Here is a 26,061-nt window from a genome sequence, read left to right as displayed (position 1 = left end):
AGCACGACGTTACACGCAACACCGTGTGGTATGTTCGCATGAACGATGTGAGGAGCAGCCAGTTCCTATGGACATACTACGTCACGTCTCACGGTAGTAACCCAGATTCTACCCATCCTCTGTGTCCTCTGTGTCTCTGTGGTGATAAAGGTAGCAACTTGGGTTATCATATATTTATCCCACTGCACCGTCACCCGTATTCCGCCTACTCTTCTGCCGGACGTATCCGCTGCAGGGCCAGACTTAAACAAATCACCGTGACGATAATCATAAGCGCTATGTAGACCAGCCAGGGCGAGGGTACCGTGAGATCGCCGACAGACGAAGGCACTGTCCAGAGCCATGGATCGCCTCCTTCCTCAAGGATGGTAGCTGTTGCACCAAGGGCGATAAACGGATGCAGGCAGATGAATGCCCCCATGGTATAGATGTAGAGCGGCGAAAGATCGCTATCAAATGCGCCGATCAATAGTGAGATCACAAAGAAGAGAAATGGCACCAGCAACAGTATGGCGATCACCGTTCCCTGCGCCATTACCGTTGCACCAAGCGTCGACCGCATCACCGTTGACCAGAAAAGACCAATTGCTGCATAGCAGATGGCCGTGATCAACAAACTGACAACCCCGATCAGGATTTCTTGTGCCGTAATACCGCCAAAAAGAAGGGATAGACCGGCAATTGGGAGAGAAGCCATAATGAGCAACAATGCAAACGCAATTGCCGATAGGAGCTTGCCGGTGATGATCTGAAGTGGTGACAACAACGAGGCAAGCAGCAAATCGTAAGTCTGGCGTTCTTTTTCGCCGACAATTGCCCCTGCCGTCAGTGAAGGTGATAGAAAGCAAACCTGTACCAGCGCCGCAGTCATCACGGTGAAAAAGATGCTTTTACCGATGGTACGGGCTGTGTTGGGGTCATTGGGGAAGGCCGAGCTGATAAATACGGCATAAATCAGCAGGGTAATAGCGCCAATGATGGTCAGGTAGCCGCTTAGAATAAGCCAGGCATTACGTCCACGAATCCGACCGAAGAGTTCACGGGTCAATACCGGGTTCACAATGATGCTCTGCATACGTATACCTTTGCCGCTTGACGAGTCTGGATGCGTGTTATCGTGCCTCTGCTGTTGAGAGGGTGTAGATTCAAGCGAGACGTGTTACCTGTCATCATTATAGGGCATGTGGCCTCTTGTGAGACCTTGATGCGGAGATACCTGTCAGATGATCATGGTGCAGAAGGTATGCTGCCGCACCATGATCTCTATGCAACCCGTTTATCACCGGGTGTGGAAGGTATTCAATCCAGGGTGTGGTTTCGCCGTGGATCTACAAAACAGTTTCTCATCTTACAGATATGCCGTTGGTGCGTCGGATTGTCACAGCCAACAGTGCGCATCACGACTCACAGTTGATTCGATCCAGTAATGACGTCACGGCATAAATGGCCCGCAGCGTCGGGGTTGGCGTACCGGTCAATTCGGCCAGCTCAACCACTGCTCCCAGCAGGGCATCGATTTCAGTTGGTCGCTTCGCTTCAATATCTTGCAGCATCGAGGTTTTGTGAGCGCCGATCTCCTCGGCCATGCGGATGCGCCGCTCAATCGAGACCGGAAACCGAATACCTAGCTGTTCGGCGACCTGTTGCGCTTCGGCCATCATTGTTGTGACCAGATTGTACGTGCCCTGATCGGCGATGATGCGGTCAATGGTAGCGCGGGTCAATGCGCTGATCGGGTTAAACGAGAGATTTCCCCACAACTTTAGCCAGATTTCATTGCGAATATCGGTCTTGACCGGCGCTCGTAAACCGACCGACTCCAGCAATTTGCTCAGGCGTACCACACGCTCGCTCCGGCTGCCATCGGGTTCACCGAGTGTAAAACGGTTTCCTTCAATGTGTCGGATGATGCCAGGGCGTTCGATGGCGGCGGCGGGATAGACGACGCAGCCGATGACCCGTTCAATCTCGGTATGTGCGGCGATCACACCACCAGGATCAACTGCCTCGATCCGCCGACCTTCGTATGGGCCACCGTGCCGAAAAAAATACCACCAGGGAATGCCGTTTTGAGCGTAGACAACGGCTGTGTCGGGGCCGTAGAGCGCTCGCATGGGGGCTGCCAGCGCTGGTAAGGACTGTGCTTTGACCGCTACGATCACAACATCGTGCGGCCCGGCAACTGTCATATCAGAGGTCGCCAGCGCCGGTTGCACCACCTCACGCCGACCATCGCGGTATTCAACGGTCAACCCGTGTTCGGTAATGGCTGCCAGATGGCTCCCGCGAGCGATCATTGTTACTTCGGCTCCGGCCTGGATCAGCTTTGCCCCCAACCAGCCACCAATCGCTCCGGCGCCAACAATACAGATGCGCATATGATCCGCTACTCCTTGTACGTGTTCCTACAGTTTGCGAAGATAGACTCGCTCTAGCTCGTGGCGAGGTCCTTTGACTAGAATCAGATCGGCGCTCCACCGCGTCGGTTCTATGTTTTGTTTTAAATTGACATAATTAATCTCGCGCCAGATACGGCGTGCGGTAGCGATAGCTTCCTCTTCGTTCAGCTCAGCGTAGCGGCGAAAGTATGACGACGGATCACGAAATGCCGTTTCACGCAGCCGTAAAAATCGTTCAATATACCACTGTTCAAGATCACGTTCATCGGCATCGACATAAATCGCGAAGTCAAAGAAATCTGATACATAGAGTTGTGGTTCGCGTCGAGTATTGGTGCCGCGCTGTAACACATTCAACCCTTCAACAATCAGAACATCTGGATGATCAACGACTTGCATTTGATCGGGCACGATATCGTAGATAAGGTGTGAATAGACGGGTGCACTTACCGGGCCATACCCCGATTTAATATCGGCCATAAACTGCAAGAGGCGTCGCCGATCATAGCTTTCAGGAAACCCTTTACGGTGCATGATCCCCCGTTCCTGAAGAATGCGGTTCGGGTAAAGAAAACCGTCGGTTGTAATCAGATCGACTTTGAGGTGTCCATGCCCACGTGCCAGGAGCGCTTGCAGGATGCGCGCTGTGCTGCTCTTCCCTACCGCGACACTACCGGCAATGCCGATTACATACGGTACCCGTGCCGTTCCTGAGCCGAGAAATGCACTGGTGGCCTGGTATAATCGACAGGCATTGTCGTAGTAGATTTGTAGCAAGCGCACCAGTGGCAGGTAGATGTCGGCAACGTCTTCCATCGAGACAGTGTCATTCAGACTGACCAGCGTGTCTAACTCGTCTGCACTGAGTGGTAGTGGCGTGCCGTTACGTAGTGCTGCCCATTCTGAGCGCGAAAAACTCATGTATGGTGAAAGGCGGCGTTCAAATTCTGACTTCAGGATCATGCCGGTTCCTGTCTTTCTCCCATTGCTTACAATCCAAGAGTTTTCGCCATCGTGATCCGTTGAAGTTTTCCGGTGGCACCGCGTGGTAGTGCGCTCAGAATATGGATTGCACGAGGCACTTTGAAATCGGCCAGCAGGCGGGCACAGTGCTCGCGTAATTCACGCTCGTCGGCACTCATGCCTTCGCGTAATACAACAGCGGCATGCACCTCTTCACCCAGAGTTGGATGTGGTACGGCAAAGGCCAGGGCTTCAGCGACTGCCGGATGACGGAGCAGTACGTCATCAATCTCTAGGGGCGAAATCTTTTCGCCACCGCGGTTAATTAACTCTTTGATACGACCGGTCAGACAAAGATAGCCATCTTCGTCGAGATACCCCTGATCACCGGTCCGAAACCATCCATTCACAAATGCTGTGGCATTTGCTTCAGGATTATTTTCGTACCCATCAACGACATTCGGCCCCCGCACTACAACCTCGCCCTTCACACCTGCCGGCAACAACTGGCCGTGTTCATCCATGATAGCCACTTCGACCCCGAATCCAATTCCCACCGAGCCGGGTTTTCGCCGACCGGGTGGTAACGGATTCGAGGTCATCTGATGTGAAGCCTCCGTCATGCCATAGCTTTCAATCACCGGCGCAGCGAAGACCTCTTCCATTTGCTCCATCACAACCGGTGGTAAGGGAGCACTTGAGGAGCGGATGAAGCGGAATGGATTAGCTTTGATTATAGCAGTGTTGCGCCCGGCGCGGGCCAGGAGGACCTGGTGCATCGTCGGGACGGCCGAGTACCAGGTTGGGCGCTCTTGTTCCACCCAGCTCCAGAATTTGAGACCATCAAAACCTGGTGGACAGATGACGGCTCCGCCGGCGGCTAACTGGCTCAGCAACGAGGCAACAATGCCATGAATGTGGAAAAGAGGCATCACGCAGAGCGAACGATCTGCCGCGCTCAATTGATAGGTGGTGATGATATTGCTGGTCGAGGCGGCCAGATTACGATGGCGAATAGGTACCCGTTTGGGCCGGCTGGTGGTGCCACTGGTATGCAAGATCATGGCAATGTCGTCGGGCGTAGCCATGCCGTCGCGGCGTGGCGATCCGGCGGTACCTAATGTCGAGAAGGTGAGCTGATGGTTGCTGTTGAAGGCGGCTTCGATCAGCAGCATATCTGAACGCAATGCAGCCCGGGCTTCGTCGCCCTCGCCAGGGGCAACAATTAATGCGCGGGCCTGGGTGTCTTCATAGTAAAAGGCAAACTCATCTCGCCGATATTTTGGGTTAAGTGGTGCAGCCGTTGCCGCGGTAGCTGCGGCCAGAAAGGTGATAGCCATTACCGGGCCGTTGCCGAGCGCAATCGCGATCCGGTCGCCGCGCCCCAGCCCATGGTTCTGGAGCCATTCGGCCAGACGGTATACCTGGGCACGCAGATCGGCGAAGTTCCAGGTCGGGCCACCCGGTGCAATCAGGGCGGGATCGTTATTGTTTCCAGTTGTCAGGAGATCAAACACGGTACGGTGCATCGTCTTCATCCCCCATCGTTTATTGTCTCGTATACTGTCGGTAGTGTTCACCATCCAATCGCCAACCCATCACAACGAGGTTCAGTACCCGCTACATAGCTGCCACTGGCCAGACGCCAGATAATCTGTCCACGACCAAAGCCGCCCAATTCACTTTCGACCACCACCTGATGTCCGCGAGCTGCCAGTCCTTCAATGACATGGCGTGGTGTTTCCAGCTCGAGCCGCAGCGTGCCATCGCGCTCCCAGCGCCAGCGTGGTGCATCCAGTGCGGCCTGGGGGTGCAATCCGTAATCAAGGGTGTTGACAATGACCTGCACGTGCCCTTGTGGCTGCATATGTGCCCCCATCACACCAAAGGGGCCGATGGGTACGCCATCTTTGCTCAGGAAACCGGGAATAATCGTGTGAAATGGTCGTTTACCGGGAGCGACCTGGTTCGGATGGCCGGGAGTCAATACAAAGCCACAACCACGGTTGTGGAGGGCGATACCGTAGTCAGGGATTACCACCCCCGAACCAAATCCCATGTACGTTGATTGGATCATACTCACCATCATCCCGTCACGGTCAACTGTGGCAAAGTAGACCGTACCACCGCGTGGCAGGTTGGATGGGCCATAGGTTTGGGCCTGTTCACCGATCAAGCGCACACGTTCAGCCAGCCGCTGCCGATTCAACATGTCGTTGATGGGCACAGTTACGCTAGCTGGATCGGCAACATAGGCAAAGGCATCGGCAAAAGCCAGTTTCATCGCTTCGATCTGGCGGTGGAATGACGCTGCCGATTCGCGAGGATAGCCGTTAAGATCGATGTGATCGAGAATCCCAAATGCCATCAGCGCCGCAATCCCTTGACCATTCGGCGGAATCTCGTGTACGGTATAGCCACGGTACTGCATACTGATGGGTGTTACCCATTCCGAGCGATGGCGGGCCAGATCATCTGCCCGCAACAGACCGCCGGTAGCGCGGGCGAAGCGATCAATCGCTTCTGCGATTTCACCCTGGTAGAAGACATCGGTGCCATGTCGGGCGATCAGGCGTAGGGTACGGGCGTGACCAGGGCTGACGAAACGCTCACCTGGTCGTGGCGCCCGTCCATCGATACTAAACGTGGCCAAGAAACCGGCAAACTCAGGGCCGTGACGGTTGTGAGCGGCTGCAACCCCTCGTGCCCAGAAGTAAGCGACCATCGGTGGTGTTGGCGCACCTTCAGCAGCATAACTGATGGCCGGTGCCAGGACCTGCGCGAGCGGCAAACGCCCAAACCGGTCGTGCATATCACCCCACATGCGCACGACGCCCGGTACAGTCACCGGCAACCAACCATAGGCTGGCATAGCGGTATGCCCGGCAGCGATCAGTGCGTCAAGACTCAACCTGGCCGGCGCTGCTCCCGAACCATTGATGCCGTACAGATGATCACCTGCCCAAATCAGGGCGAAACCATCACCACCCAGCCCATTTGAGGTTGGTTCCAGGACGGTAAGCGCAGCGGCAGTGGCAATGGCAGTATCAACCGCATTCCCACCAGCGTGCAATATGTGCATACCGGCCTGAGATGCCAGTGGGTGACTGCTGGCAACTACCCCGCGCTCGGCAATCACCGGTACTCGCCGTCCGGGATAAGGAAAGTGGTGCAGGTTGAGATCCATGGCAAGGCTCCTTCGCGCTCGACAGACAGATTGTGAAAAGATATTTGATTATACAATGAACTGTGCTACGGCTTGACAGAAGAACGTATTTCATACAAAGCTGTGCTGCCGTGTTACTGCCGATAGGCGCCTGAACGCTTGTCAATCACCAACGACAGTATCTCCTGCACTCAGTCTGCCGGTATGACAGCGAGGAGGGCTGACGACCATCCCCGATGCCATCACGGGCTGGGTTGGGTGCCTTACCCGCTTGTCGTGCGTGTGTCGCGATGTTTGGCGTGCGGAAGCCATGCTGCCGCAGCAACCATGCTCACGATCCGGTGCGTGGTACGCCGTTGACCCGGCTGGTCACGATGATGCTGGGTGTGATCGTTATGAATGAATGAGATAATAGGAGATGTTTTTGAAACAGGTTCAAGAACCAGGGGATAGTGTGCTTTAGAGTGATTCGGGTAGAGATGGGCGTTTAGGAGTAGCCCTGCATCTCTACGGTGAACACAATCCTGCCAGCGCACGATAAGTGCCGGCGCGTTTGTCCATTGCCTATTGCCTCGGTGTCCTCTGCGTCTCTGTGGTGAACATGGCATAGCAAGAAGTGGCGATCACCCCTACAATAATGCGCACTCGACACAGGTGAAATTTAAAGAGCGCCTCCGCATACTCTCGCACTTCGCGCTGGCGAACAACAATGCAGCGTATGTCGCGCTCTCAGCACGACATAAATTGGCAAAATTCAACGATCTGTGTTATAATACCGGCGCTTATATCAGGAACGCCGGGCTGCGCCGGCCCGTGCGCGATTACACGAGGAGGAACCGCTCGTGGCGCTTGAAAAAGAAGAAAAATCGCAGATCATCAACGGTTATCAGATTCACGAAACTGATACCGGTTCGCCCGAAGTACAGGTAGCGCTGTTGACCGAACGCATCAATCAGTTGATCGAACATCTTCGCGTTCATACTCACGATCACCACTCGCGTCGTGGTCTGCTGAAGCTCGTCGGGCGACGGCGGCGACTGCTCAACTATCTGCAATCGAAAGATCGCGAACGCTATCGCAACGTTATTAATCGCCTCGGTCTGCGTCGCTAGTATGATAGAGGCAATCGTCAGTGTAAGATAAGGGTATGCAGGGCGCCAGCGGCATCCGCCGCCCGGCGCTCTTTGCTTGTTGGTTGTCAGGCGCGGTGGTTCGGGATTGGTGCGTGCGCGTGTGACTCTCCATGCGTATACACCAGTGCCGAACTCCGCGCACCGGTCGCAACCGGCGACCGGATACCGCTGATTGGGTGCACGGGCACCCTGGTCTGGTAAGGAGTAACAGGAGTCTATGACAGAACGGAATATCTATTCGGTAAGTGCGGAGATTGCTGGCCGAACTCTCACCCTGGAAGCCGGGCGTTTTGCCGAACAGGCTGATGGTGCCGTTGTTGCCCGGTATGGCGATACGATGCTGTTGGCTACCGTCGTTTGTGCCAAAGAAGCTCGTGAAGGAACCGATTTCTTCCCGCTGACCGTTGATTACGAAGAGAAGATGTATGCGGTCGGCAAAATTCCAGGTAATTTCTTCAAGCGCGAAGGTCGGCCCACCACAACGGCTATTCTTATCTCCCGCTTGACCGACCGCCCCCTGCGGCCACTTTTCCCCAAAGGTTTTTACAACGAGGTTCAGGTCATTATCACGACGTTCTCGATTGATATGGAGAACGATCCGGGGCCGCTGGCAATTATTGCCGCTTCCGCAGCGCTGTGTATCAGCGATATTCCCTTCGCCGGCCCGGTGGGAGCGGTGCAGATGGGGCATCTGAACGGTCAGTTGGTGGTCAATCCCAAGATGAATGAGATTGCCGATAGCCGGCTCGATCTGGTGGTGGCCGGTACGAAAGATGCAGTGCTGATGGTTGAAGCCGGGGCTTACGAGTTGACCGAAGACGAGATGCTCCAGGCCGTGATTGATGGCCATGCGGTCTGCAAGCAGATCTGTGATCTGCAAGAGCAACTGGTACAGCTTTGTGGCAAACCGAAGCGTCCCTTCATGCCGCCGGTGGTTGACACCTCGCTCGAAGAGGCGATCAGTGCGTGGATGGGTGACCGGCTGCGCAAAGCGGTACGTAGTCCGATCAAGCAAGAACGTGAAGCTCAAACGGAAGCGCTGAAGGCTGAAGTGATTGCCCATTTTACGGCTGATGAACCGGAAGAAGAGATAGCGAACCGCACCAAAGAGGTCACGAAGGCGTTTGAAAAGCTCCTGAAAGATGAGGTGCGTAACGCTATTCTCGATGAAGGTATCCGGGTCGATGGCCGTGCGCTCGATGAAATTCGCCCGATCAGTATCGAAGTCGGTGTGATCCCGCGCGTGCATGGTTCGGCAGTCTTTACCCGTGGGCAGACCCAGGTGTTGACGATTACCACGCTTGGCTCGCCCGGCGACGAGCAGAAAGTAGACGATCTCGGTATCGAGACTTCCAAACGCTACATTCATCACTACAATTTTCCGCCTTTCAGTACGGGTGAGGTGCGGCGGATTGGGACACCGCGGCGGCGTGATATTGGCCACGGCGCATTGGCCGAACGCTCGCTGTACGCTGTGTTGCCCGATGAGAAGGATTTTCCCTACACGATCCGGCTGGTGTCTGAGGTGCTCTCCTCGAATGGCTCGTCATCAATGGCATCGGTCTGCGGTTCATCGCTGAGCCTGATGGATGCCGGTGTGCCGATCAAGGCGCCGGTTGCCGGTGTGGCCATGGGTTTGATTACCGGTGAAGATGGTCGCTGGCGCGTGTTGACCGATATTCAGGGCCTGGAAGATGCCCTTGGCGATATGGACTTCAAAGTGGCCGGTACGGCAAAAGGTGTTACCGGTTTGCAGATGGATATCAAGACAACCGGTATTACCTATGAGATTATGCGCGAGGCGTTTGCTCAGGCCCGGGCCGGTCGCCTGTTCATTCTTGATAAGATGAACGAGGTGATCAGTGCTCCACGGCCAGAGCTGTCAATCTATGCACCGCGCATTATGACGATCCAGATTCCGGTTGATAAGATCGGCGCCCTGATTGGTCCCGGCGGTAAGACGATTCGCAATATCTGTGAGACGACCGGTGCGCAGATTGATATTGAAGACGATGGCCGTGTCTTTATCACAACCCCTGATGGTGCCGCAGCCAGGCAGGCGATCAGTATGATCGAGGGGTTGACTCGCGAAGCCAGGGTTGGTGACATTTTCCTCGGTAAAGTGGTCAGCATTAAGCCATTTGGGGCGTTTGTGAATATCTTGCCCGGTAAAGACGGCATGGTTCATGTCTCGGAGCTTGATGAAAAGCGGGTCGAGAATGTTGAGGATGTAGTCTCGCTCGGTGATGAGATTAATGTGATGGTGATCGATATTGATCGCACTACCGGGAAGATTAGTCTCAGCCGACGGGCAGTGCTGACTGGCGAAACGCCCGAAGAGCGTAAAGCTGCTGGTGCTGCACCACGTCCGCGTCCACGTGAGGAGCAGCGCGGCGGACGTGATGAGCCGCGAAATCTGCGTGACGAGCTGCGTGGGCCACGCCGTGAAGGTGATCGTCCGCGTCCACGTCGGCGCGATGATTAGAGGACTACGTTGAACCACAAATGCACCTCAAGATAGCTTTGTGGCTCATCTTCATATTGAGGTTCAATGCGGGCAGATAGTATTGCTGCACATGCCGTGACAACACAGACCACTGCCCTTACGTATTGTGAGCTCGGGGGTGCCGGCCCCCGTCTCATCCATATCGCGCCTGCCAATGGCTTTCCACCGGAAGCCTATGTCCCTCTCGCCGCCGGGCTTGCGTCCTTTGGGCGCATTCTGGGATACCGGCCACGTCCGCTGCGCGTCGATGGGGATGCGCAGCCGGGAGGGACATGGCGCGATTTGGCTGCTGATTTGATCGCCGATCTTCAGGCGGTGACCAGCGAACCGGTGGTTGGTATCGGCCATTCACTTGGTGGTATTCTGACATTGTACGCCGCAGTAGAACGGCCTGAACTCTTCCAGCGGATTGTGCTGATCGATCCGGTGCTCTTTCGCCGACGCTTGCAGATACTGATCTGGTTGTTACGTCAGAGTGGTCAGGGATACCGCTTTCCCCTGGCACAGGGTGCTTTACGTCGGCGCGATCACTTTGCCAGTATTGATGAGGCCAGGCAGCGCTGGCAGGGTCGTGGGGTGTTCGCTGATTTTACCCCTGATGCGCTTGAAGGGTATCTGCGAGGTGGGTTACGTTCGCATGACCAGGGCTACACACTGGCCTGGCCAAAACGGTGGGAAGCGCATATTTTTGCCTCTTCTCCCCTTGATGCCTGGCATGATTTACGACGCCTGCGCATACCGTTGATGATTGTACGGGGGACACGCTCTGACCTGATTACCGATTCAGTCTGGCAACGGTTGCATCGGGTGGTACCGCACGCCACCTTCGCCGAGGTGGAAGCCGGTCATATGCTTCCGATGGAACGTCCTGCAGAAGTAGCCGGGCTGATTGCACGCTGGTTAGCGCAGCCAATCCCTCACCGCTGAATGGCGCTGATGCGTGACATCATAGCGCCACTGTCTGTTGCTTTGACCTGCTGGCGAGATTCGCTCCTCCGAAGTTAGAAGAACAACCCGATTCTGGTGTACCCTTTACCGGGTGTAGACGGTTATATACATGTATGGTGTACACCGGCTCAAATACTGCCGGCTGTCATATCAGCGGTATTGACTATGGCAACTCAGCGACGTCTCTATTCCACAAACCTGCCACCTGAAGCCTCTGTCGTCTTACGCGATGTGTTCGGTTTCAGTACGTTCCGCCCTCATCAAGAGCAGATTATTGATCGTGTATTGCGTGGCGAATCGACTCTGGCCGTCTTACCGACCGGTGCCGGCAAGTTGTTGACCTATCAGTTACCGGCCCAGCTTTTACCACAGGCCACAGTGGTGATTAGCCCTTTGATCGCGTTAATGAAGGATCAGGTAGACCGCTTACCACCTGCCGTTCAAGAACGGGCAACAATCATCAACTCTACCCTTACTACAGGTGAGGTGCGCGACCGCTTACGGGCGATTGCTGCCGGTAAGTACAAACTGGTGTATGTCGCCCCTGAACGTCTGCGGCAACGCTCATTTCTCTTTGCACTTCGCCACTGCGGCGTATCCCGTCTGGTGATCGATGAGGCGCACTGTATCAGCTTATGGGGGCAGCATTTTCGCCCTGATTATTTGTTCATCGGTCGGGCCATGAATGAACTCGGCCAACCGCCGGTTCTGGCTGTGACAGCTACGGCTGCCTCTGATACGATCCGTGCGTTGCAAACGATGATTGGACCGCTGGCGGTAGTTCAGGTACCTGTCTTTCGTCCTAACCTGTTTTTTCAGGTGATACAGGTACGACCAGGGATGTCGAAGGCCCGTAGCCTGGTTGAACTCTGCCGGAAGATCGATGGCTCGATCATCGTGTATGCCCGTGCGCGCCAGACTTGTGAAGACCTGGCGTTGGAACTGCGTTCTGCCGGTGTTGCTGCCGATCACTATCACGCTCTGCATCCTGATCGAGTAGGTGTGCAAGAGCGGTTCATGATCGGAAAGACGCGAGTCCTGGTTGCAACAGTCGCTTTTGGGATGGGGGTGGATAAAGCCGATATTCGTGCTGTCATTCACTACAATCTTCCTGCGTCACTTGAAGCCTATTATCAAGAGGCGGGCCGAGCCGGGCGTGATGGCTTGCCGGCGCACTGTATTCTCTTTTTCAGCGAGAGTGATGCTCGTGTATTGCGGACCTGGTTGCAATCAACAACGATTACCCGCGAGAATCTGCGTGAGTTGTACCGTCAAATCAGACGTACAATCACCGTTCCTGCAGGTGTCATTGATCTTGATGCATTGCAGTACCAGTTTGGTCCCGATGGTGAAGTGCTGACGCGAGTCGGGATCAGTGTGTTGGAACAGGTAGGTCTGCTTAAACGTCATTTCGATCTGCCACTGGCAGCGGTGGTCGAACGAATCGGAACGGTGGCTGCCGCTGACTGGTTACACCACCTTCCACGTGAAGCGATTGAAATCGATCTTATGCTCCTTGCCCATCAGCACAATATTCCGGTAGCTCAAATCGAAGCAGTGCTGTTAGAGGCGCAAGCCACCGGTCTGCTACGTTACCGACCGGGATTATGCCTGCCGCTCATTGAACTCTTGCCTCCACCAGCCGACGCAGGCAAGCGTGTCGAGGACTGGCTGGAAAGGTTCCGGCAATATCAGGAGCAGCGAATAGAGGCTATGACCGATTATGTGCGCAGGCAGCGTTGCCGGCATCAGATACTGGCAGCGTATTTTGGTCAACAACTTGCCGCCTGTCGTACTGGCTGTGACGTTTGCGCCTCATCACAGGCACTTAGGGTTGGCAGGCAGAGGTGGCATTGAGCTAACCCAAGTTGCTACCTTTGTCACCACAGAGACACAGAGGACACAGAGGATGGGCATAACCCGAATTGCTACCTCATGCGTGTGAGGTGCTACGGATCGTGGCGCAGGCTTCCAGCCTGTCGACCGTGGTACAGGTGATGACGGGTGTGGGCCAGATCAACCCCTCGGCGATCGGTAACGGTCATCATCGGACTGATGAACCGCGATGAGTCCATCAGCAGAATTCACTGTACCTATGAAGATTTGGTATGGCGGGTCGGCGTTACTCTATACCTCCGGTACAGAGGTCGGTGGATGCGGCGGCATGGCTGCCGCATTCCAAAGCTACGCTAACCGGCTTCGGTCAAATACCAGCGGCCATCAACCCGAACTACCGGTAACCCGCCTGTTTCGCGTCCGATCAAGCGCAGCAGGACACCGTTGCGTTCAAGAATGACGTTGTCTTCCGCATCGCGCCAGCGCACTGTAATCACACCATTGACTACTTCAACCAGGGCTGTCAGGTCATCGGCCTGAAGCACGCGGGTACGGTCATACGTGATCACAACCTCTGCACGACTGCCACGGGCGGGTTGCGTATTACTATTTACAAACCCGTTGAGCATCTCCTGCATCAGCAGGCGTTGATCGGCGCGTTCGCTGGGTGCAAAATAACTTGCCAGACGGTTGGCCCACACCTGGCGGGCAGTTGGCTCACGAAGCATTGGATCGGCCAGGGCGGTATTAAAATCCTCAAGAAAGCTCTCGACCACAGCTTCAGGAGTAACACCCCCTAAACCGATGTCTTCTTCCAGATCGGCTACACCACAGCCACTTAGCAGGAGCAGCAAACAACACCAGAGGATAACGTGTTTCATGGGCGGGCTTCTTCACGAAAGCTGCGTGGCGGTGTTGGGAGTTCGGCACGCACAATATCACCGGCACTGGCAATGTAGAGTATCGGACGGGCACTGCTCGTATCGATACTCAGGGCGGTCAGTTGGCTCAGGCGCAGGTTACTGTCGGCGCGTACCCGTAGTTGCTGGATCAGCTCGCCAGTACGCTTATCAAGCTGTAAGATACGCTCCTGCGCCGGTTCGAGCATAAAGATATAACCGGCATCAGGTGGGCCGGTGATCACAAACCGTGACACCTCGGCAACAGGGGGCGAGACATTACTGGGGGTAAGCTGGCCTACCAGTTGCCCGAAACTAAAGATCAGCACTGTGCCATTCTTTTGCAGCAGGTAGATACTACCATCAACAGCCATATCAATTGCCGAAAGGACAGCAGCATCACGGGTCACGCCGGGGTTGAGCCAGAATTCAGGTGTATCGCCGTAGCGGCCCGACGAAAACTTTAACACTTCACCAGGCTGGGCACCCCAGATATACAGATTACCGGCATATTCTTCGACATCGAGCCGTTCGGGATTGATCCAGATTTCGGAACTTCCCAGTTTTGAGTAGTTCCAGGTGTCATTCTGGCGGAAGTAGTAACCGAATCCGTTTGGCGCCTGATCAATCGCTACCACTTGGTCGATACGCCAGAGTGCTGCGCGTAAAGAGCCGACTATCGCTGCTCCGACAGTCTGACCGGGTTCGAGATATGGCTCTGGCGTACCGCCGTCACGGGGAATCCGGTAGAGACGGGCGGTATCGGGATCGCTATCCAGTGCGTATAGATAGCGCAGTGCTGTCAGGTTTGCCGGATCGGTGACACTGCTTATTGCTGGCGGTACAATAATGGTAGTAAAGATACCATTTGGCAACGGATGACTTGCCAGCAAGGTTGGTTCAAGAAAAGAAACCCGATCAACCGCCGCCAGTAATCGTTCATACTCGCGTTCAAGTTCACTGAAGCGTAGCCACAATCCCGGATTGGTGGTCGTAATTTCCGGGCTGGTACGGGCCACATCAATCGCCTGTTTGGCAATGAGTAATGCCTCACGAGCCGTTGTCTCATCAGGTGCCGTGCGCACTGCGGCGACCCGCTCTTCAGCCGCGACCAGATATTCGGTCGCCAGTTGCAGGTTATTCTGCTGTGAGAGGTTGATGCCGTATACAATGGCAATACCGACAATCAGCACAGTGACCAGCAATAACGGCCAGGGAATCGGTGGTGCGGTACGACTGTAGGTCAGACCACGCCCTCGTGGCACATAACTACTGATCGTCAACGCTTTACGTCGCAGTTGTCGCTCACGTCGCCATTCGCGCACCATATCACTCAGGGCTAACCACGGCCATGCCAGTCGTTCACTCCACGTCATAGTATCTGGCGGCCGTATGGGATGACGAAGGCCATACGGCTGACCATTGGCGAAGGTGTCCCCCAGATCAATCGGGGGCGATTGCGGTGGATTCTCACCTAAAATGCTCGACGGGGGTAACGGTGTGGCCTGCCGTACAACCCGTTCCGCCAGCGGTTCGCCGAGATCGATAGGGGCTGGGCGTGGCAGTGGATTTGGCGTAAAAGCCGGTTGTGGTGGTAGGGTGAAGAGTGGATCAGCTTTCAGTTCGGTCGTAACTGTGCTCTGTCTCTTGTCTCGTTGCGCCTGATGTGCAGAAGGCGTCGGCGATGGTGTGGGCCGGGGGGCCGGTTCGTGAACAGTGAACGCCAGTAGTTCGGTTGATGGCAAGTCGGCAATGCGGGCGTGAGCCGTATCGATGATTGCTGCCGCATCTACCTGGGCCAGAAGTGCTGCCATTGCTGGTGGATCGAAGCGACTGATCAGGGTGCTGCTGCTCAACAACACAGCATCACCTGGCTGTACGACGGCACGAAAGAACTCTGGCTCAACGAACAGACTGGCTCCCAGGGCGTTGGTGAGCGCAATCTGGGCTGCATTCACCTGAGCCGGATCCCAGGATGGATGGGTTGGGATAGCACGGAGTTTTCCGCTGCAACGCAAGAAAACCTGAGCCGGTTGCACCTGGGCGATGAAGAGATCGTTGCCGAGTAGGGCAATCGCAGTAACGCCGACAGTCATACGGCGGGCCGGCGAATGTCGCATGTTATCCTGATACAACGCTTTGTTGGCGTTAACAATTGCTAAGCGCAATGCCGATGCCGCGCTGGTAGCTTCGCTCTCGTAGAAGGTGTGGCGAATGCTTCGTGTGACAATTCGGCAGGCATGTTCAGCACGCTCAACAGGGCCTATCGGTTCACATAACACAAAAAGCTGACCGCGCGTAACCGCCACTTGCTGGTGAAGAGCAGGTGTTACGACGAGCGCTCGTGTACTGTTAGCGATAATTGTTCCGGCCACCGCAACACGGTGGTCTGCATGAATCTCAAGTGATTGCATACTATAGCGATTATACCAGAAGTGGTTGGGGCCTGACTCAGCACCAGATGGCACAAGAACTACGAGCAGAACGCTTTTGTTCGCAGTATTCGTTCCTGATAACCCAAGTTGCCACCTATGCTATGCTGTAGGCAGGCCATGTGAGGCTGAATGCCAGGATGAACACACAATGCTGTGTGCAACACCGTGCATCGTAATTGTATGAACGATGTGGGTAGCAGTCGGTTCCCATCGACGCGATCCTTCATGTTGTAAGGTTGCAACTCGGGGTATGCCCATTCCTCGGTGTCCTCCGTGCCTCTGTGGTGACAGAGGTAGCAACTTGGGTTTCCTGATAACATTGACGCCAGCGCTGCTCACCCGTACAATGCTAACAGCAAGAATACTGATCGGAGCAAGTCACAACGAAACGAGTATCGGCTATGTTTGAAAGTCTTTCTGATCGCTTACAGGCCGTTTTTCAAAAACTAGGCAGTAAGGGTCGTCTCACCGAAGATGATGTCCGTGAGGCGATGAAGCAGGTGCGCCTGGCCCTGCTCGAAGCCGACGTTAACTTTCGGGTCGTCAAAGAGTTTGTGGCTAAAGTGACTGAGCAGGCTATTGGCGAAGAGGTCACCAAAAGCCTGACCCCACATCAACAGGTGATCAAGATCGTTCATCAAGAATTGATCAACCTGTTGGGTACAGAAAACGTTCCCCTGCAAGAGGCGCGCCCTGGCCCGACAGTGATCATGCTGGTGGGTTTGCAGGGTACCGGTAAAACGACATTAGCCGCCAAACTGGCGCTCCATTTGCGCAAGAAGGGTAAGCGGGTCTTGCTGGTTGCGGCTGACGTCTATCGTCCGGCGGCAATTACGCAATTACAGGCATTGGGTCGGCAGCTCAACATTCCGGTGTACAGCGAAGGCACACAGGCCAGCCCACCAGATATTGCCGAGCACGCACTTGAACATGCCCGCAAGGAACTGTTTAATGTGGTCATTATTGACACTGCCGGTCGGCTTCAGATCGACGAGCCGCTCATGCAAGAGCTGGAGCAGATTGAGAAGCGGGTTCATCCTATCGAGCGGTTGCTGGTCGTTGATGCCATGACCGGTCAGGAAGCGGTGCGGGTGGCTGAGACGTTCAATCAGCGTGTCAAGCTAACCGGCGTAGTGATGACCAAGATGGACGGCGATGCGCGGGGTGGTGCAGCGCTGTCGGTACGGGCTGTGACCGGTGTGCCGATCAAATTCCTCTCGACCGGTGAGAAGGTTGATGGTAATACGCTCGAAGTCTTCCACCCTGATCGACTGGCGTCACGCATCCTTGGCATGGGTGATGTGTTATCACTGATTGAACGCGCCGAACAGCTCTACGACGCCGAGCAGGCGAAGAAGATGCAGAAGCGTCTCAGTAAGGGTGAATTCGACTTCGAGGACTTTCTCAATTCACTCCATCAAATGCGAAAATTAGGGCCGTTGCAGCAAATTATTGCAATGATTCCCGGTCTCAATCAGTTAGCCCGGAATGAAGAGTTGCTTGATGAGCGCCATGTCAAGCGAGTTGAAGCTATTATCTACTCGATGACTCCTGAAGAGCGACGACGACCGGAGATTATCAAGGGGAGTCGGCGCGAGCGTATTGCCCGCGGCAGTGGTACCTCGGTGCAAGAGGTTAGTCAATTGGTCAAGCAGTTTCAACAGATGCAGCGTATGATGAAACAACTGGCCGGTAAGGGTGGTAAGGGCCGTGGTGGTATTGATCCAAATGAACTGCTGCGTCGCTTGCGCTGAGATAGGGTGTTGACAGGTGATCCGTAAATGACGGTTAGAGTTAATGGCCGTGCTGCTGTCACGCTTGCAACGCGAAGCTAATTTTGTGCTATACTATAGAACTAGTGCGTTATTGTTGGTCTGAGTGTGAGGAACGATACAACCTATGGTTAAAATTCGTCTGCGCCGCACCGGCAAGACTAAACAGCCGAGCTATCGCATTGTAGTTGCTGATTCGCGCTCACCGCGCGATGGTAAGTTTATCGAGACTATTGGCTACTATCTGCCAACCCGTCAGCCGAAGGTTTTGGAGATCAAGGCCGATCGTGCCCGGTACTGGCTCGGTGTTGGGGCCCAACCGACTGATGTTGTGGTGAAGTTGCTGAAGCGGGTTAATGTACTCGACGAGCAGGGTAGGGTCATTGCCGAAGCCTAGTCCTACAGTGGAGGGAGCTTCAATGAAAGCGCTCCTCGAATATATCGCTCGCAATCTGGTTGATACGCCTGAAGCGGTTCGCATTAAGGAACGCAGCGGGCGTTTCACGATTACGTATCATTTGTCGGTTGCGCCTTCCGAGACCGGCAAAGTTATCGGACGCAATGGACGGGTGGCGAAGGCAATTCGTGATCTGATGGGCGTCGCAGCAGCCCGTCAGAAGAAGCGCGTACACGTCGATATCGAATAAGTCGGTAGCCATCGGCAACCGGTCGGCCATTTGCGCCGATCGGTTGCTTTGTTGTGGGTTGTTATGGACGATCTGCTCTATATTGGTGCTCTGGGTGCGCCCTTCGGGGTGCGTGGTCAGATCAGGCTACATTCTATCTCCAGTCATCCTGAATATCTGATTCGCCATCTGCGCACCGTCTTTATTGGGCCGAAACGTATTCCGCACCAGGTTTCGCGTCTCTACATGCACAAGCCGGGGCTGCTCATTATTCAATTGCAGACAATCACAGATCGAGATGCAGCGGCTAATTTGCGCGGGGAAGAAGTCTATATTGCTGCGGCTGATGCTGCTCCACTCGCGGCAGATGAGTTCTTTTATCACGATGTGATCGGAATGCAGGCGATTACCGACAGTGGCGAAAATATTGGTGAGGTGCGCGATATTCTCGAAACCGGTGCTGGTGAGATCGTGGTGATTACCCGTCGCGGACGCCCTGATGCACTGGTGCCGATGGTTCGTGATTTTATCGTGGCAATTGATGTCGGTGAACGGCGGCTGGTTATCCGCCCGATTGCCGGTTTACTCGATTGAATGTTACTGGGCAACCGGTAGAATAACTCTGAAGGTTGTTCCTTGCTCAGGCTGCGAACGCACCCATAACTCACCACCGTGAAAATCCACGATACTGTAGCAGAGCGACAAACCTATTCCCAGCCCGTCAAAGCGTGTCGAGTAAAACGGTTCAAAAATCTTGGGCACCTCTTCCTGCGCAATGCCCACCCCGGTATCACTGATCTCTAACACAACTGCCTGCTCAGAGGGAAACTGGCGCGAACCGCCGCCGGCGCGCCAGAAGGATGCCCGGTCTGGTTCACCGTCTGGTGGACGCAGATAGGTGCGGATACGGAGTGTACCGCCTTCTGGCATGGCCTCGATTGCATTTTGGACTAATGTCTGACACACCTGTTTCAGATGGCTGATGACGGCTGTGACCCACGGCAGCGTCGAGGTCAGTTCACCAACATATCGAATGTTGCGGACGATCAGGGTCTGGCGATACGCTGCAATCACATCGATCACGACTTGATTGAGATCAACCGGGCGACGGCCGTCGAGGTTAGGGCGTGAGATGTCGAGAATGCGTTGCACGCGCTGAATTAATCCATCAAGTTCAGCGGCAGCCTTGGTCAGGTAGAGATCGCGTCGTTCTGGTGGTAGATCAGAGTGCTGTAAGAGGTGGACTGTACTGGAAAGCGCTTGCAGTGGGTTATTAATCTCATGCGCCATTGCGGTAGCAAGACGGCCAATTGCCGCAAGTTTTTCGGCCTGCGCAAGCTCGCGCGCCAGACGCTGTCGCTCGCTGATGTCGCGAGCAATGACCAGAAAGAGGCGCTGATCGCCATCAGGCACTACACTGACGCTCACTGCTACCGCAGTCTCATGCCCATCGGCGGTACAGAGTGTCGTTTCGATTTCACTATGCTCACTGCGACCGTTGACCGCAGTGCTCAACAGGGCAGGCAAGGTTGGCAACAAGCGGCAAGGGTTGAGCCTCAATATTTCCTCTCCAGGATACCCCGACAGGCGGGTCAACGCTAAATTGGCATCGAGAACGTTCATCCCGGTTGCATCGAGCAGCAAGACCGCATCGTTGGCATGGCGGAGGAGTGCGCGATAGCGCTCTTCCGAACGCAAGACCTCACTGTACAACCGGGCGTTCTCAATCGCCACGGCTGCCTGCCCGGCGAGCAGTTGTAATAGTTCTTGATCAGCAGCCGTAAAGGCCGCATCGAGCGTTGCTTTTGCTGCGTTGAGTACACCAAGCACATGCTCGCCAGCCATGATGGGAACCGACAACGCGGTAGTCAGTTCTGGGGCCAGGAGATGAGGCTTAAGTGCTTGATACCAGGGTGATAAGACAAGGTGCTGATCAATCAGCAGTGGCTGGCGATGGCGAACTACCCATCCAGAGATACTCCTGGCTACCGGTATCAGGGCACCAATGCCGACCGTGTCAGGCAGGCCGGTGCAGGCCACGATGCGGAGAGCCTGCTCATCCGGCTCCAACAGCATGAGCGAGGCGCGTTCAGCATGCACCTCAACCCGTACCGTTTCGATAATCAAGGCGTATAGGCGTGACTGATCAAGCTCAGCCAACAGATGCTGACTGATCTGCAACAGTGGTCGCAACGCTGCCAGGCGATCACTGGCTCGTATGGCCTGCCGTTTGGCAACTAGCTCGCGAGCCATATCGGCCAATTCCTGGGCGCGGAACGGTTTAATCAACAGACCACGGGCACCGAGGCGCATAGCGTAGGAAATCTGCTCGATAGAAGCAGCGCCACTGACAATCAAAATGGGCACACTGATGTCACGTGATCGGATCAATTCGAGCAGTTGGAGACCATTCATCCCTGGCATGACCAGATCGACCATAACCAGGTCAAACACCGTTGGTTCCAGCGCCTCCAACGCTGTCGTGACATCAGCAGCCGTTGTTACCACAAACCCGATCCGTGTCAGCGTTTGCCGACACAGGTCGCGTAACTGCGGATCGTCATCGACAACTAGTACGTGGCCAGCCCAACTGCTCATACGGTTATCCCGCAATCTCCAGTGATTACGAGGAGCTATAGCGACGGGCCAGTTCAGCCCACACTGCCTCTGCTGTCATTCCTTGCTGTTCAAGCAACACCAGGCTATGGTAGATAAGATCGGCCAATTCGTAGGCGATCTCTGCCGGGTTCCCATTTTTGGCGGCAATAATCACTTCGGCTGCTTCCTCGCCGATCTTCTTGCCGATCCGATCAACACCGCCGTGGAGTAGTTTAGCGGTGTAGGACTCGCCTGGTGTAGAATCGCGGCGGGACTGGATACGATCTGCCAGACGTGCCAGAATGGCGACCGGTGGTACTGGCCCAAAAACTTCCGTTTCATCGAGATCACGGAAGAAACAACCTGGCCGGCCCGTATGACAGGTTGGGCCGGCCGGTTCTGCCAGGACTAATAAGGCATCGCCATCACAATCCTGCCGAATCTCGACGAGTCGTAAGGTGTTGCCACTTGTCTCACCTTTACGCCACAGGCGCTGACGCGAGCGGCTATAAAACGTGACAAAGCCGCTGGTGAGCGTGGCAGTTAGCGCCTCTTTATTCATATATCCCAGCATTAATACTTCGCCGCTGCGGGCATGTTGTACGATAGCTGGTAGTAGTTCTGTATCACTTATGGACACCATGCGTCCGGTGTACCTCCCTTATATTCTGTAAGGCCGCAATGTAACAGTTGTCAGTGTATCTAATGGCGGAAATGGCGGCGTCCGGTAAAGACCATCGCCGCACCGGCGGCATCAGCCGCAGCGATCACCTCTTCGTCGCGTACCGAGCCACCGGGCTGAATAATGGCCGTGGCACCGGCAGCAATGGCCGCTTCAACACCATCGGCAAAGGGAAAGAGCGCATCGCTTGCCACCACACTGCCCCGTAGATCGATCCCGGCCTGCTGTGCTTTCCAAACCGCCAGGCGTGAGCTATCTACCCGGCTCATCTGGCCGGCTCCGATGCCAAGAGTACGGTCATGCGCTGCATACACAATAGCATTCGACTTCACGTGTTTTACCACGCGCCAGGCGAAGCGGAGCGCCGCGGCTTCAGCATCGGTTGGGGCCCGTTTGGTAACGACACGCCACTCTTCAGCAGCCAGAGGAGCATGATCAGGTTCTTGCACCAACACACCGCCGGGAACACTCCGCAATTGCCAGCGATCAGCACCGGTGATTGGGCGCACGCTTTGGAGCAGCCGCCGATTCTTCTTGCGGCGGAGCAAGGCCAGGGCATCGGGGGCAAAATCGGGTGCGATGATGATTTCCGAGAAGATTTCATCTACCGCTTCGGCAAACGCGATATCGACCGGTCGGTTGACTGCAATAATGCCACCGAACGGAGCTTCGCGGTCGGTGGCAAATGCTGCTTCCCAGGCATTACGGAGATCGGCAGCGATAGCTACACCACACGGATTGGTATGTTTAATAATGGCAACAGCAGCCGCTTCAGCCGCAGGAAACTCTTCAATCAACTCCTGCGCGGCTGCGGTATCAAGAATATTGTTATAACTTAGCTCTTTACCGTGCAACTGATGGAAGAACGTCCCAAAATCACCGTACAGGGCAGCCGCCTGGTGAGGATTTTCGCCATAGCGAAGAGGCTGATATTTTCGCCAGGCCAGCGGCAGCACATCAGGCAGTGGTTCTGTGCGGAGATAGGCGGCAATGGTCGCATCGTACTCGGCGGTGTGGGCAAACGCCTTCGCGGCCAGGCGCTGTCGTTCGCTCAATGGCACATCGCCGGCGCGTAGGCCATCGAGAATGCCGGCATAATCGGACGGATCGACCAGCACCAGCACTGCCGGGAAATTCTTGGCCGCTGCCCGTAGCAACGCAACACCGCCGATGTCAATCTGCTCTTGGGCTTCAGCCATCGTCACGTCGGGGCGGGCAATAGTAGCGGCGAAGGGGTAGAGGTTAACTACGACCAGATCAATCGGTTGTAGATTATGGGCAGCCAGTTCGGCCATGTGGGACGGCACATCACGGCGCGCCAGCAAGCCGGCGTGAATGGCAGGATGAAGCGTTTTCACCCGGCCATCAAGAATTTCGGGAAAACCGGTGACCTCACTGACAGCCAGAGCGGGGATACCTGCCTCACGTAGTACGCGTTGGGTCTGACCGGTCGAGATAATCTCAACACCAAGATTGTGGAGAGCCTGGGCAAACTCGACAATCCCCGTCTTATCGTAGACGCTCATCAATGCGCGCACAACACGCTCCTCACCAATCACAGAAACAACCCAAAGCGAAACCCTGCCCGCAGCGACGGGCAGGGTCGCATAGCCTCATTGTACCACAGATCAAACGAGCAACTCACGGGCCCGTTCGCGCAACTGGGCAGCAGCCTGACTGGCCCGGTCGGCCCCAATGAGACGGCGGGCTTCAGCTTCAAAGGCATCGGCCGCTGCCAGCATCTCGGCGGCAGAGGCGCGTGAAGGGTCAATGACCCCGGCGATGCGATAGGCTTCCTGAAGTAACACATTTGCGCCAGCACCGAGATACCCGGCAGCGATCTGCTCAAATTCTGGTGCGAGCGATTCACCAGCAGCAGCTTCACGGCGCTCGATCAGACCACTCTGCATCAGTTTGGCAATGATCTCACAGGTACGGGCCTCACCAAGACCGCTGCGTTGGGCAATCTGACCAACTGTATGCTTACCGTTGATCATGGTAAGGACGCGCCACTCTTCAGCGTTGAGACTGATCTCAACGGTACCTGAAGCCGGATTGGGTACCAGGCGTGGCACCATCGCCAGCGTAGGAGTTGTTGCCTGCTGCTGTGACCACGTCTCCTGGCGATGGACACCCTCCATAATAATCGACTCATTACTGGCCGTAATTGTCGTCTGGGGCGATGTCACACCCTCGTGAAAGCGAAACGGCCCGCTTGTGACCGTAAAAAATGTATACACTGCTTCCAGTGGCTCCAGACCGGGCAGTTTCGCATCAACAATTTTTCCATCGCGGAAGAAGATCCATCCGGTCAGCTTCTGGGTTCCTCGCCGGCCATCAATCTCAACACCGCCGGTCTTCTTACTCAGTTGCAACAACTGGATGAGGTCAGTGAGCGAAAACTCGCTCAAATCGCCTGCCAGCGCCATAGCTGTCCCTCACCTTGTCTCGCGTTTGTAATATTGCCCTGGCAACATTACAGCTTACTAATCACGACCCGACTAATCGCCCGCAACGTCTCGAAGACCCCCACACCCTTAGTTGCGATAGCCTCGATCCGCGGCCAATTCATCTTAGTCACACCCAGGAAGTGATCCATCATTGCCACCGGAGCCAGGACATCAGGCGGCAGATCTCGCTTGTTATACTGTAACACAATCGGGAAATCGGCGAAGCGTTTGTTCTGACGGGTAATATTTTGGGCCAACTCACGCAGGCTATTGATGTTTTCCTGCATCTTATTCTTATGTGAGTCGGCAACGAAGACCACACCATCGGCCCCGTTAAGAACGGCAACCCGGGTACGTTCGTACAGGACCTGGCCGGGCACAGTATACAGATGAAAACGGGTCTGGAAACCGCGCACCTTACCTAGATCAAGGGGCAGAAAGTCAAAGAAGAGGGTGCGTTCAGTTTCGGTGGCAATCGAGAGCAGATCGCCTTTGACCTCTTTAGGTACCTGACTGTGGATGTACTGCAAATTCGTCGTTTTGCCGCACATCCCAGGGCCGTAGTAAACGATCTTACAATGTATTTCACGTGCAGCGACATTGATCAGAGCCATAGATTCTCTCGCGAAGCCGGTCGGCGCCAGGCACCGACGCGACCAATCAGCAGGGTAGAAGCGCGGTTAATCGCGGAACAGCAGATCAATGGTATCTTCCATCGATGTACGGAAAGCCGAACCGAGCACTTCATCACGGGCTTTGTGTTGCTGACGTACCCGTTCAAGCACGGCAGCCAGTTCATCGGTTGCCTTCTTAGTAAGGACCTTCACCAGGCCAATGTGGGTGCCCTTGTTGAAGATGATACACAAAATCCACTGCTCTTCGATCAGGGCGATGAAGATATTTTCGCGCACACCTTGCTGGAAGGAAGCACGAAAGTCACGTTCGCGCAAAAGTTTGGCCACTTCCCGCGAGGAAGCAAAGACGCCGGCAATTAGGGCGCCAAGGGCAGTAATGTCTTGCCGGTCGCCATCACCTTTCGAGGAGATGACCTGACCACTTTTGTCGAGGAGCAGGGCATAGTCGCTGCCGGTGTCTTCCACCAGGCGGGAGAGACACTCTTCAATATGAGCGATCTCTTCCGAGGGCACGATGATACTTGTCAACTGAGGATCCATCGCAGCCTACCTTCACGTCTGAGAGTGGCGGGTGTCGATGCGTTACTTTCCAAAATTATAACATACCACTGCTAGATTGCGCTGAGCGCATCGATCATCTCGTCACGATGTTTGGCAGCGAGAAACCGCAGCAAACCGAGATCGTCACGGGAATTAGTGAGCAGCAAGAGCATGGCGTCGCTGCTGATCGGTTCGATGATGACCAGACCGTCTTCGTATTCGAGGACTGCCTGTACCGTGCCACCTTTGGCGACTTCACGCCCCAGGGCGTCAGCCATCGCCAGACCGTTTGAAGCAACCGCACCGATGGCGTCGATATCGACACCGGGTCGGGCGATGCTCTCGATCAACAGGCCGTCGGTTGCCACCACGGCGGCGGCTTCGACACTCTCGACCATGCGAAATCGGGTTAGAAGCTCTTTCAGCTCACTGCTCATGCTGCCTCGCTCTTGCGCCGGAACTCATCTGCGCAC

At 55.2% G+C, this 26,061-nt stretch carries 23 protein-coding genes; 8 read left to right on the top strand and 15 right to left on the bottom strand.

Annotated features, from left to right (window positions below; translation table 11 throughout):
* Positions 1-205 precede the first annotated feature (205 nt).
* The 5 genes from VAE57_RS03110 to VAE57_RS03090 all read right to left on the bottom strand — a co-directional run bounded on the left by VAE57_RS03110 (position 206) and on the right by VAE57_RS03090 (position 6,549).
* The gene (locus VAE57_RS03110) at positions 206-1,075 is read right to left on the bottom strand and encodes an ABC transporter permease (RefSeq protein ID WP_322820446.1); all 870 of its coding nucleotides are present in this window, start codon (positions 1,073-1,075) and stop codon (positions 206-208) included.
* A 322-nt stretch (positions 1,076-1,397) separates the two neighbouring features.
* Positions 1,398-2,378, bottom strand: coding sequence for a 2-dehydropantoate 2-reductase (locus VAE57_RS03105; RefSeq protein WP_322820445.1), 981 nt, complete (start codon positions 2,376-2,378; stop codon positions 1,398-1,400).
* A gap of 27 nt (positions 2,379-2,405) precedes the next feature.
* Positions 2,406-3,362, bottom strand: coding sequence for a type I pantothenate kinase (gene coaA, locus VAE57_RS03100; protein ID WP_322820444.1), 957 nt, complete (start codon positions 3,360-3,362; stop codon positions 2,406-2,408).
* Between the two features lie 26 nt (positions 3,363-3,388).
* Positions 3,389-4,891, bottom strand: coding sequence for an acyl--CoA ligase (locus VAE57_RS03095; RefSeq protein ID WP_322820443.1), 1,503 nt, complete (start codon positions 4,889-4,891; stop codon positions 3,389-3,391).
* 47 nt (positions 4,892-4,938) lie between these two features.
* A complete protein-coding gene (locus tag VAE57_RS03090) occupies positions 4,939-6,549 on the bottom strand; it encodes a gamma-glutamyltransferase family protein (protein WP_322820442.1) in 1,611 nt (536 codons plus the stop codon).
* A gap of 821 nt (positions 6,550-7,370) precedes the next feature.
* On the opposite strand from VAE57_RS03090, the gene rpsO reads away from it, so the two are divergent.
* The 4 genes from rpsO to VAE57_RS03070 all read left to right on the top strand — a co-directional run bounded on the left by rpsO (position 7,371) and on the right by VAE57_RS03070 (position 12,972).
* On the top strand, positions 7,371-7,640 hold the full coding sequence (rpsO, locus tag VAE57_RS03085; RefSeq protein WP_012257912.1) for a 30S ribosomal protein S15: 270 nt from the start codon (positions 7,371-7,373) through the stop codon (positions 7,638-7,640).
* Between the two features lie 238 nt (positions 7,641-7,878).
* Positions 7,879-10,146, top strand: coding sequence for a polyribonucleotide nucleotidyltransferase (gene pnp / locus VAE57_RS03080; protein ID WP_322820441.1), 2,268 nt, complete (start codon positions 7,879-7,881; stop codon positions 10,144-10,146).
* 66 nt (positions 10,147-10,212) lie between these two features.
* Positions 10,213-11,094 (top strand): alpha/beta hydrolase, encoded by an 882-nt coding sequence (locus tag VAE57_RS03075; protein WP_322820440.1) that lies wholly within the window; start codon positions 10,213-10,215, stop codon positions 11,092-11,094.
* 186 nt (positions 11,095-11,280) lie between these two features.
* Positions 11,281-12,972 (top strand): RecQ family ATP-dependent DNA helicase, encoded by a 1,692-nt coding sequence (locus VAE57_RS03070; RefSeq protein ID WP_322820439.1) that lies wholly within the window; start codon positions 11,281-11,283, stop codon positions 12,970-12,972.
* Positions 12,973-13,064: 92 nt separating this feature from the next.
* Here the strand turns inward: VAE57_RS03070 and VAE57_RS03065 are convergent, their stop codons facing one another.
* The 3 genes from VAE57_RS03065 to VAE57_RS03055 all read right to left on the bottom strand — a co-directional run bounded on the left by VAE57_RS03065 (position 13,065) and on the right by VAE57_RS03055 (position 16,225).
* On the bottom strand, positions 13,065-13,190 hold the full coding sequence (locus tag VAE57_RS03065) for a hypothetical protein (protein ID WP_322820438.1): 126 nt from the start codon (positions 13,188-13,190) through the stop codon (positions 13,065-13,067).
* Between the two features lie 114 nt (positions 13,191-13,304).
* Complete coding sequence (locus VAE57_RS03060) at positions 13,305-13,832, bottom strand: hypothetical protein (protein ID WP_322820437.1); 528 nt, start codon at positions 13,830-13,832, stop codon at positions 13,305-13,307.
* Complete coding sequence (locus VAE57_RS03055) at positions 13,829-16,225, bottom strand: hypothetical protein (protein WP_322820436.1); 2,397 nt, start codon at positions 16,223-16,225, stop codon at positions 13,829-13,831. The genes VAE57_RS03060 and VAE57_RS03055 overlap by 4 nt, the downstream gene beginning before the upstream one ends.
* A gap of 461 nt (positions 16,226-16,686) precedes the next feature.
* Between VAE57_RS03055 and ffh the strand changes: the two genes are divergently transcribed.
* From ffh to rimM, 4 genes are all read left to right on the top strand, one after another.
* Positions 16,687-18,039 carry a signal recognition particle protein gene (gene ffh, locus VAE57_RS03050; protein ID WP_322820435.1) on the top strand — a complete coding sequence of 451 codons (1,353 nt, stop codon included), beginning with the start codon at positions 16,687-16,689 and terminating at the stop codon, positions 18,037-18,039.
* A 145-nt stretch (positions 18,040-18,184) separates the two neighbouring features.
* Entirely contained in the window at positions 18,185-18,454 is a 270-nt protein-coding gene (gene rpsP, locus VAE57_RS03045) for a 30S ribosomal protein S16 (RefSeq protein ID WP_322820434.1), read from the top strand.
* Between the two features lie 22 nt (positions 18,455-18,476).
* On the top strand, positions 18,477-18,704 hold the full coding sequence (locus tag VAE57_RS03040) for a KH domain-containing protein (RefSeq protein ID WP_012257920.1): 228 nt from the start codon (positions 18,477-18,479) through the stop codon (positions 18,702-18,704).
* Between the two features lie 63 nt (positions 18,705-18,767).
* A complete protein-coding gene (gene rimM / locus VAE57_RS03035; protein ID WP_322820433.1) occupies positions 18,768-19,277 on the top strand; it encodes a ribosome maturation factor RimM in 510 nt (169 codons plus the stop codon).
* A gap of 3 nt (positions 19,278-19,280) precedes the next feature.
* On the opposite strand, the gene VAE57_RS03030 is transcribed toward rimM, so the two are convergent.
* From VAE57_RS03030 to VAE57_RS03000, 7 genes are all read right to left on the bottom strand, one after another.
* Positions 19,281-21,281, bottom strand: a complete 2,001-nt coding sequence (locus VAE57_RS03030; protein ID WP_322820432.1) for a response regulator — start codon at positions 21,279-21,281, stop codon at positions 19,281-19,283.
* A gap of 25 nt (positions 21,282-21,306) precedes the next feature.
* Positions 21,307-21,924: a bifunctional phosphoribosyl-AMP cyclohydrolase/phosphoribosyl-ATP diphosphatase HisIE gene (gene hisIE, locus VAE57_RS03025; protein ID WP_322820431.1), complete on the bottom strand. Its 618-nt coding sequence runs from the start codon at positions 21,922-21,924 to the stop codon at positions 21,307-21,309.
* Positions 21,925-21,983: 59 nt separating this feature from the next.
* A complete protein-coding gene (gene purH, locus VAE57_RS03020) occupies positions 21,984-23,501 on the bottom strand; it encodes a bifunctional phosphoribosylaminoimidazolecarboxamide formyltransferase/IMP cyclohydrolase (protein ID WP_322820430.1) in 1,518 nt (505 codons plus the stop codon).
* Between the two features lie 90 nt (positions 23,502-23,591).
* A complete protein-coding gene (locus VAE57_RS03015) occupies positions 23,592-24,392 on the bottom strand; it encodes a DUF4388 domain-containing protein (RefSeq protein ID WP_322820429.1) in 801 nt (266 codons plus the stop codon).
* Between the two features lie 47 nt (positions 24,393-24,439).
* A complete protein-coding gene (locus tag VAE57_RS03010; RefSeq protein ID WP_012257926.1) occupies positions 24,440-25,027 on the bottom strand; it encodes a GTP-binding protein in 588 nt (195 codons plus the stop codon).
* 66 nt (positions 25,028-25,093) lie between these two features.
* On the bottom strand, positions 25,094-25,588 hold the full coding sequence (locus VAE57_RS03005; RefSeq protein WP_012257927.1) for a roadblock/LC7 domain-containing protein: 495 nt from the start codon (positions 25,586-25,588) through the stop codon (positions 25,094-25,096).
* A 71-nt stretch (positions 25,589-25,659) separates the two neighbouring features.
* The gene (locus tag VAE57_RS03000) at positions 25,660-26,025 is read right to left on the bottom strand and encodes a roadblock/LC7 domain-containing protein (protein WP_287156446.1); all 366 of its coding nucleotides are present in this window, start codon (positions 26,023-26,025) and stop codon (positions 25,660-25,662) included.
* Positions 26,026-26,061 lie beyond the last annotated feature (36 nt).

Source organism: Chloroflexus sp. (assembly GCF_034434295.1).
Classification (GTDB): Bacteria; Chloroflexota; Chloroflexia; order Chloroflexales; family Chloroflexaceae; genus Chloroflexus.
Note: the sequence above shows the minus strand (reverse complement) of the source record. Positions and strands in the feature narration are given on the sequence as shown.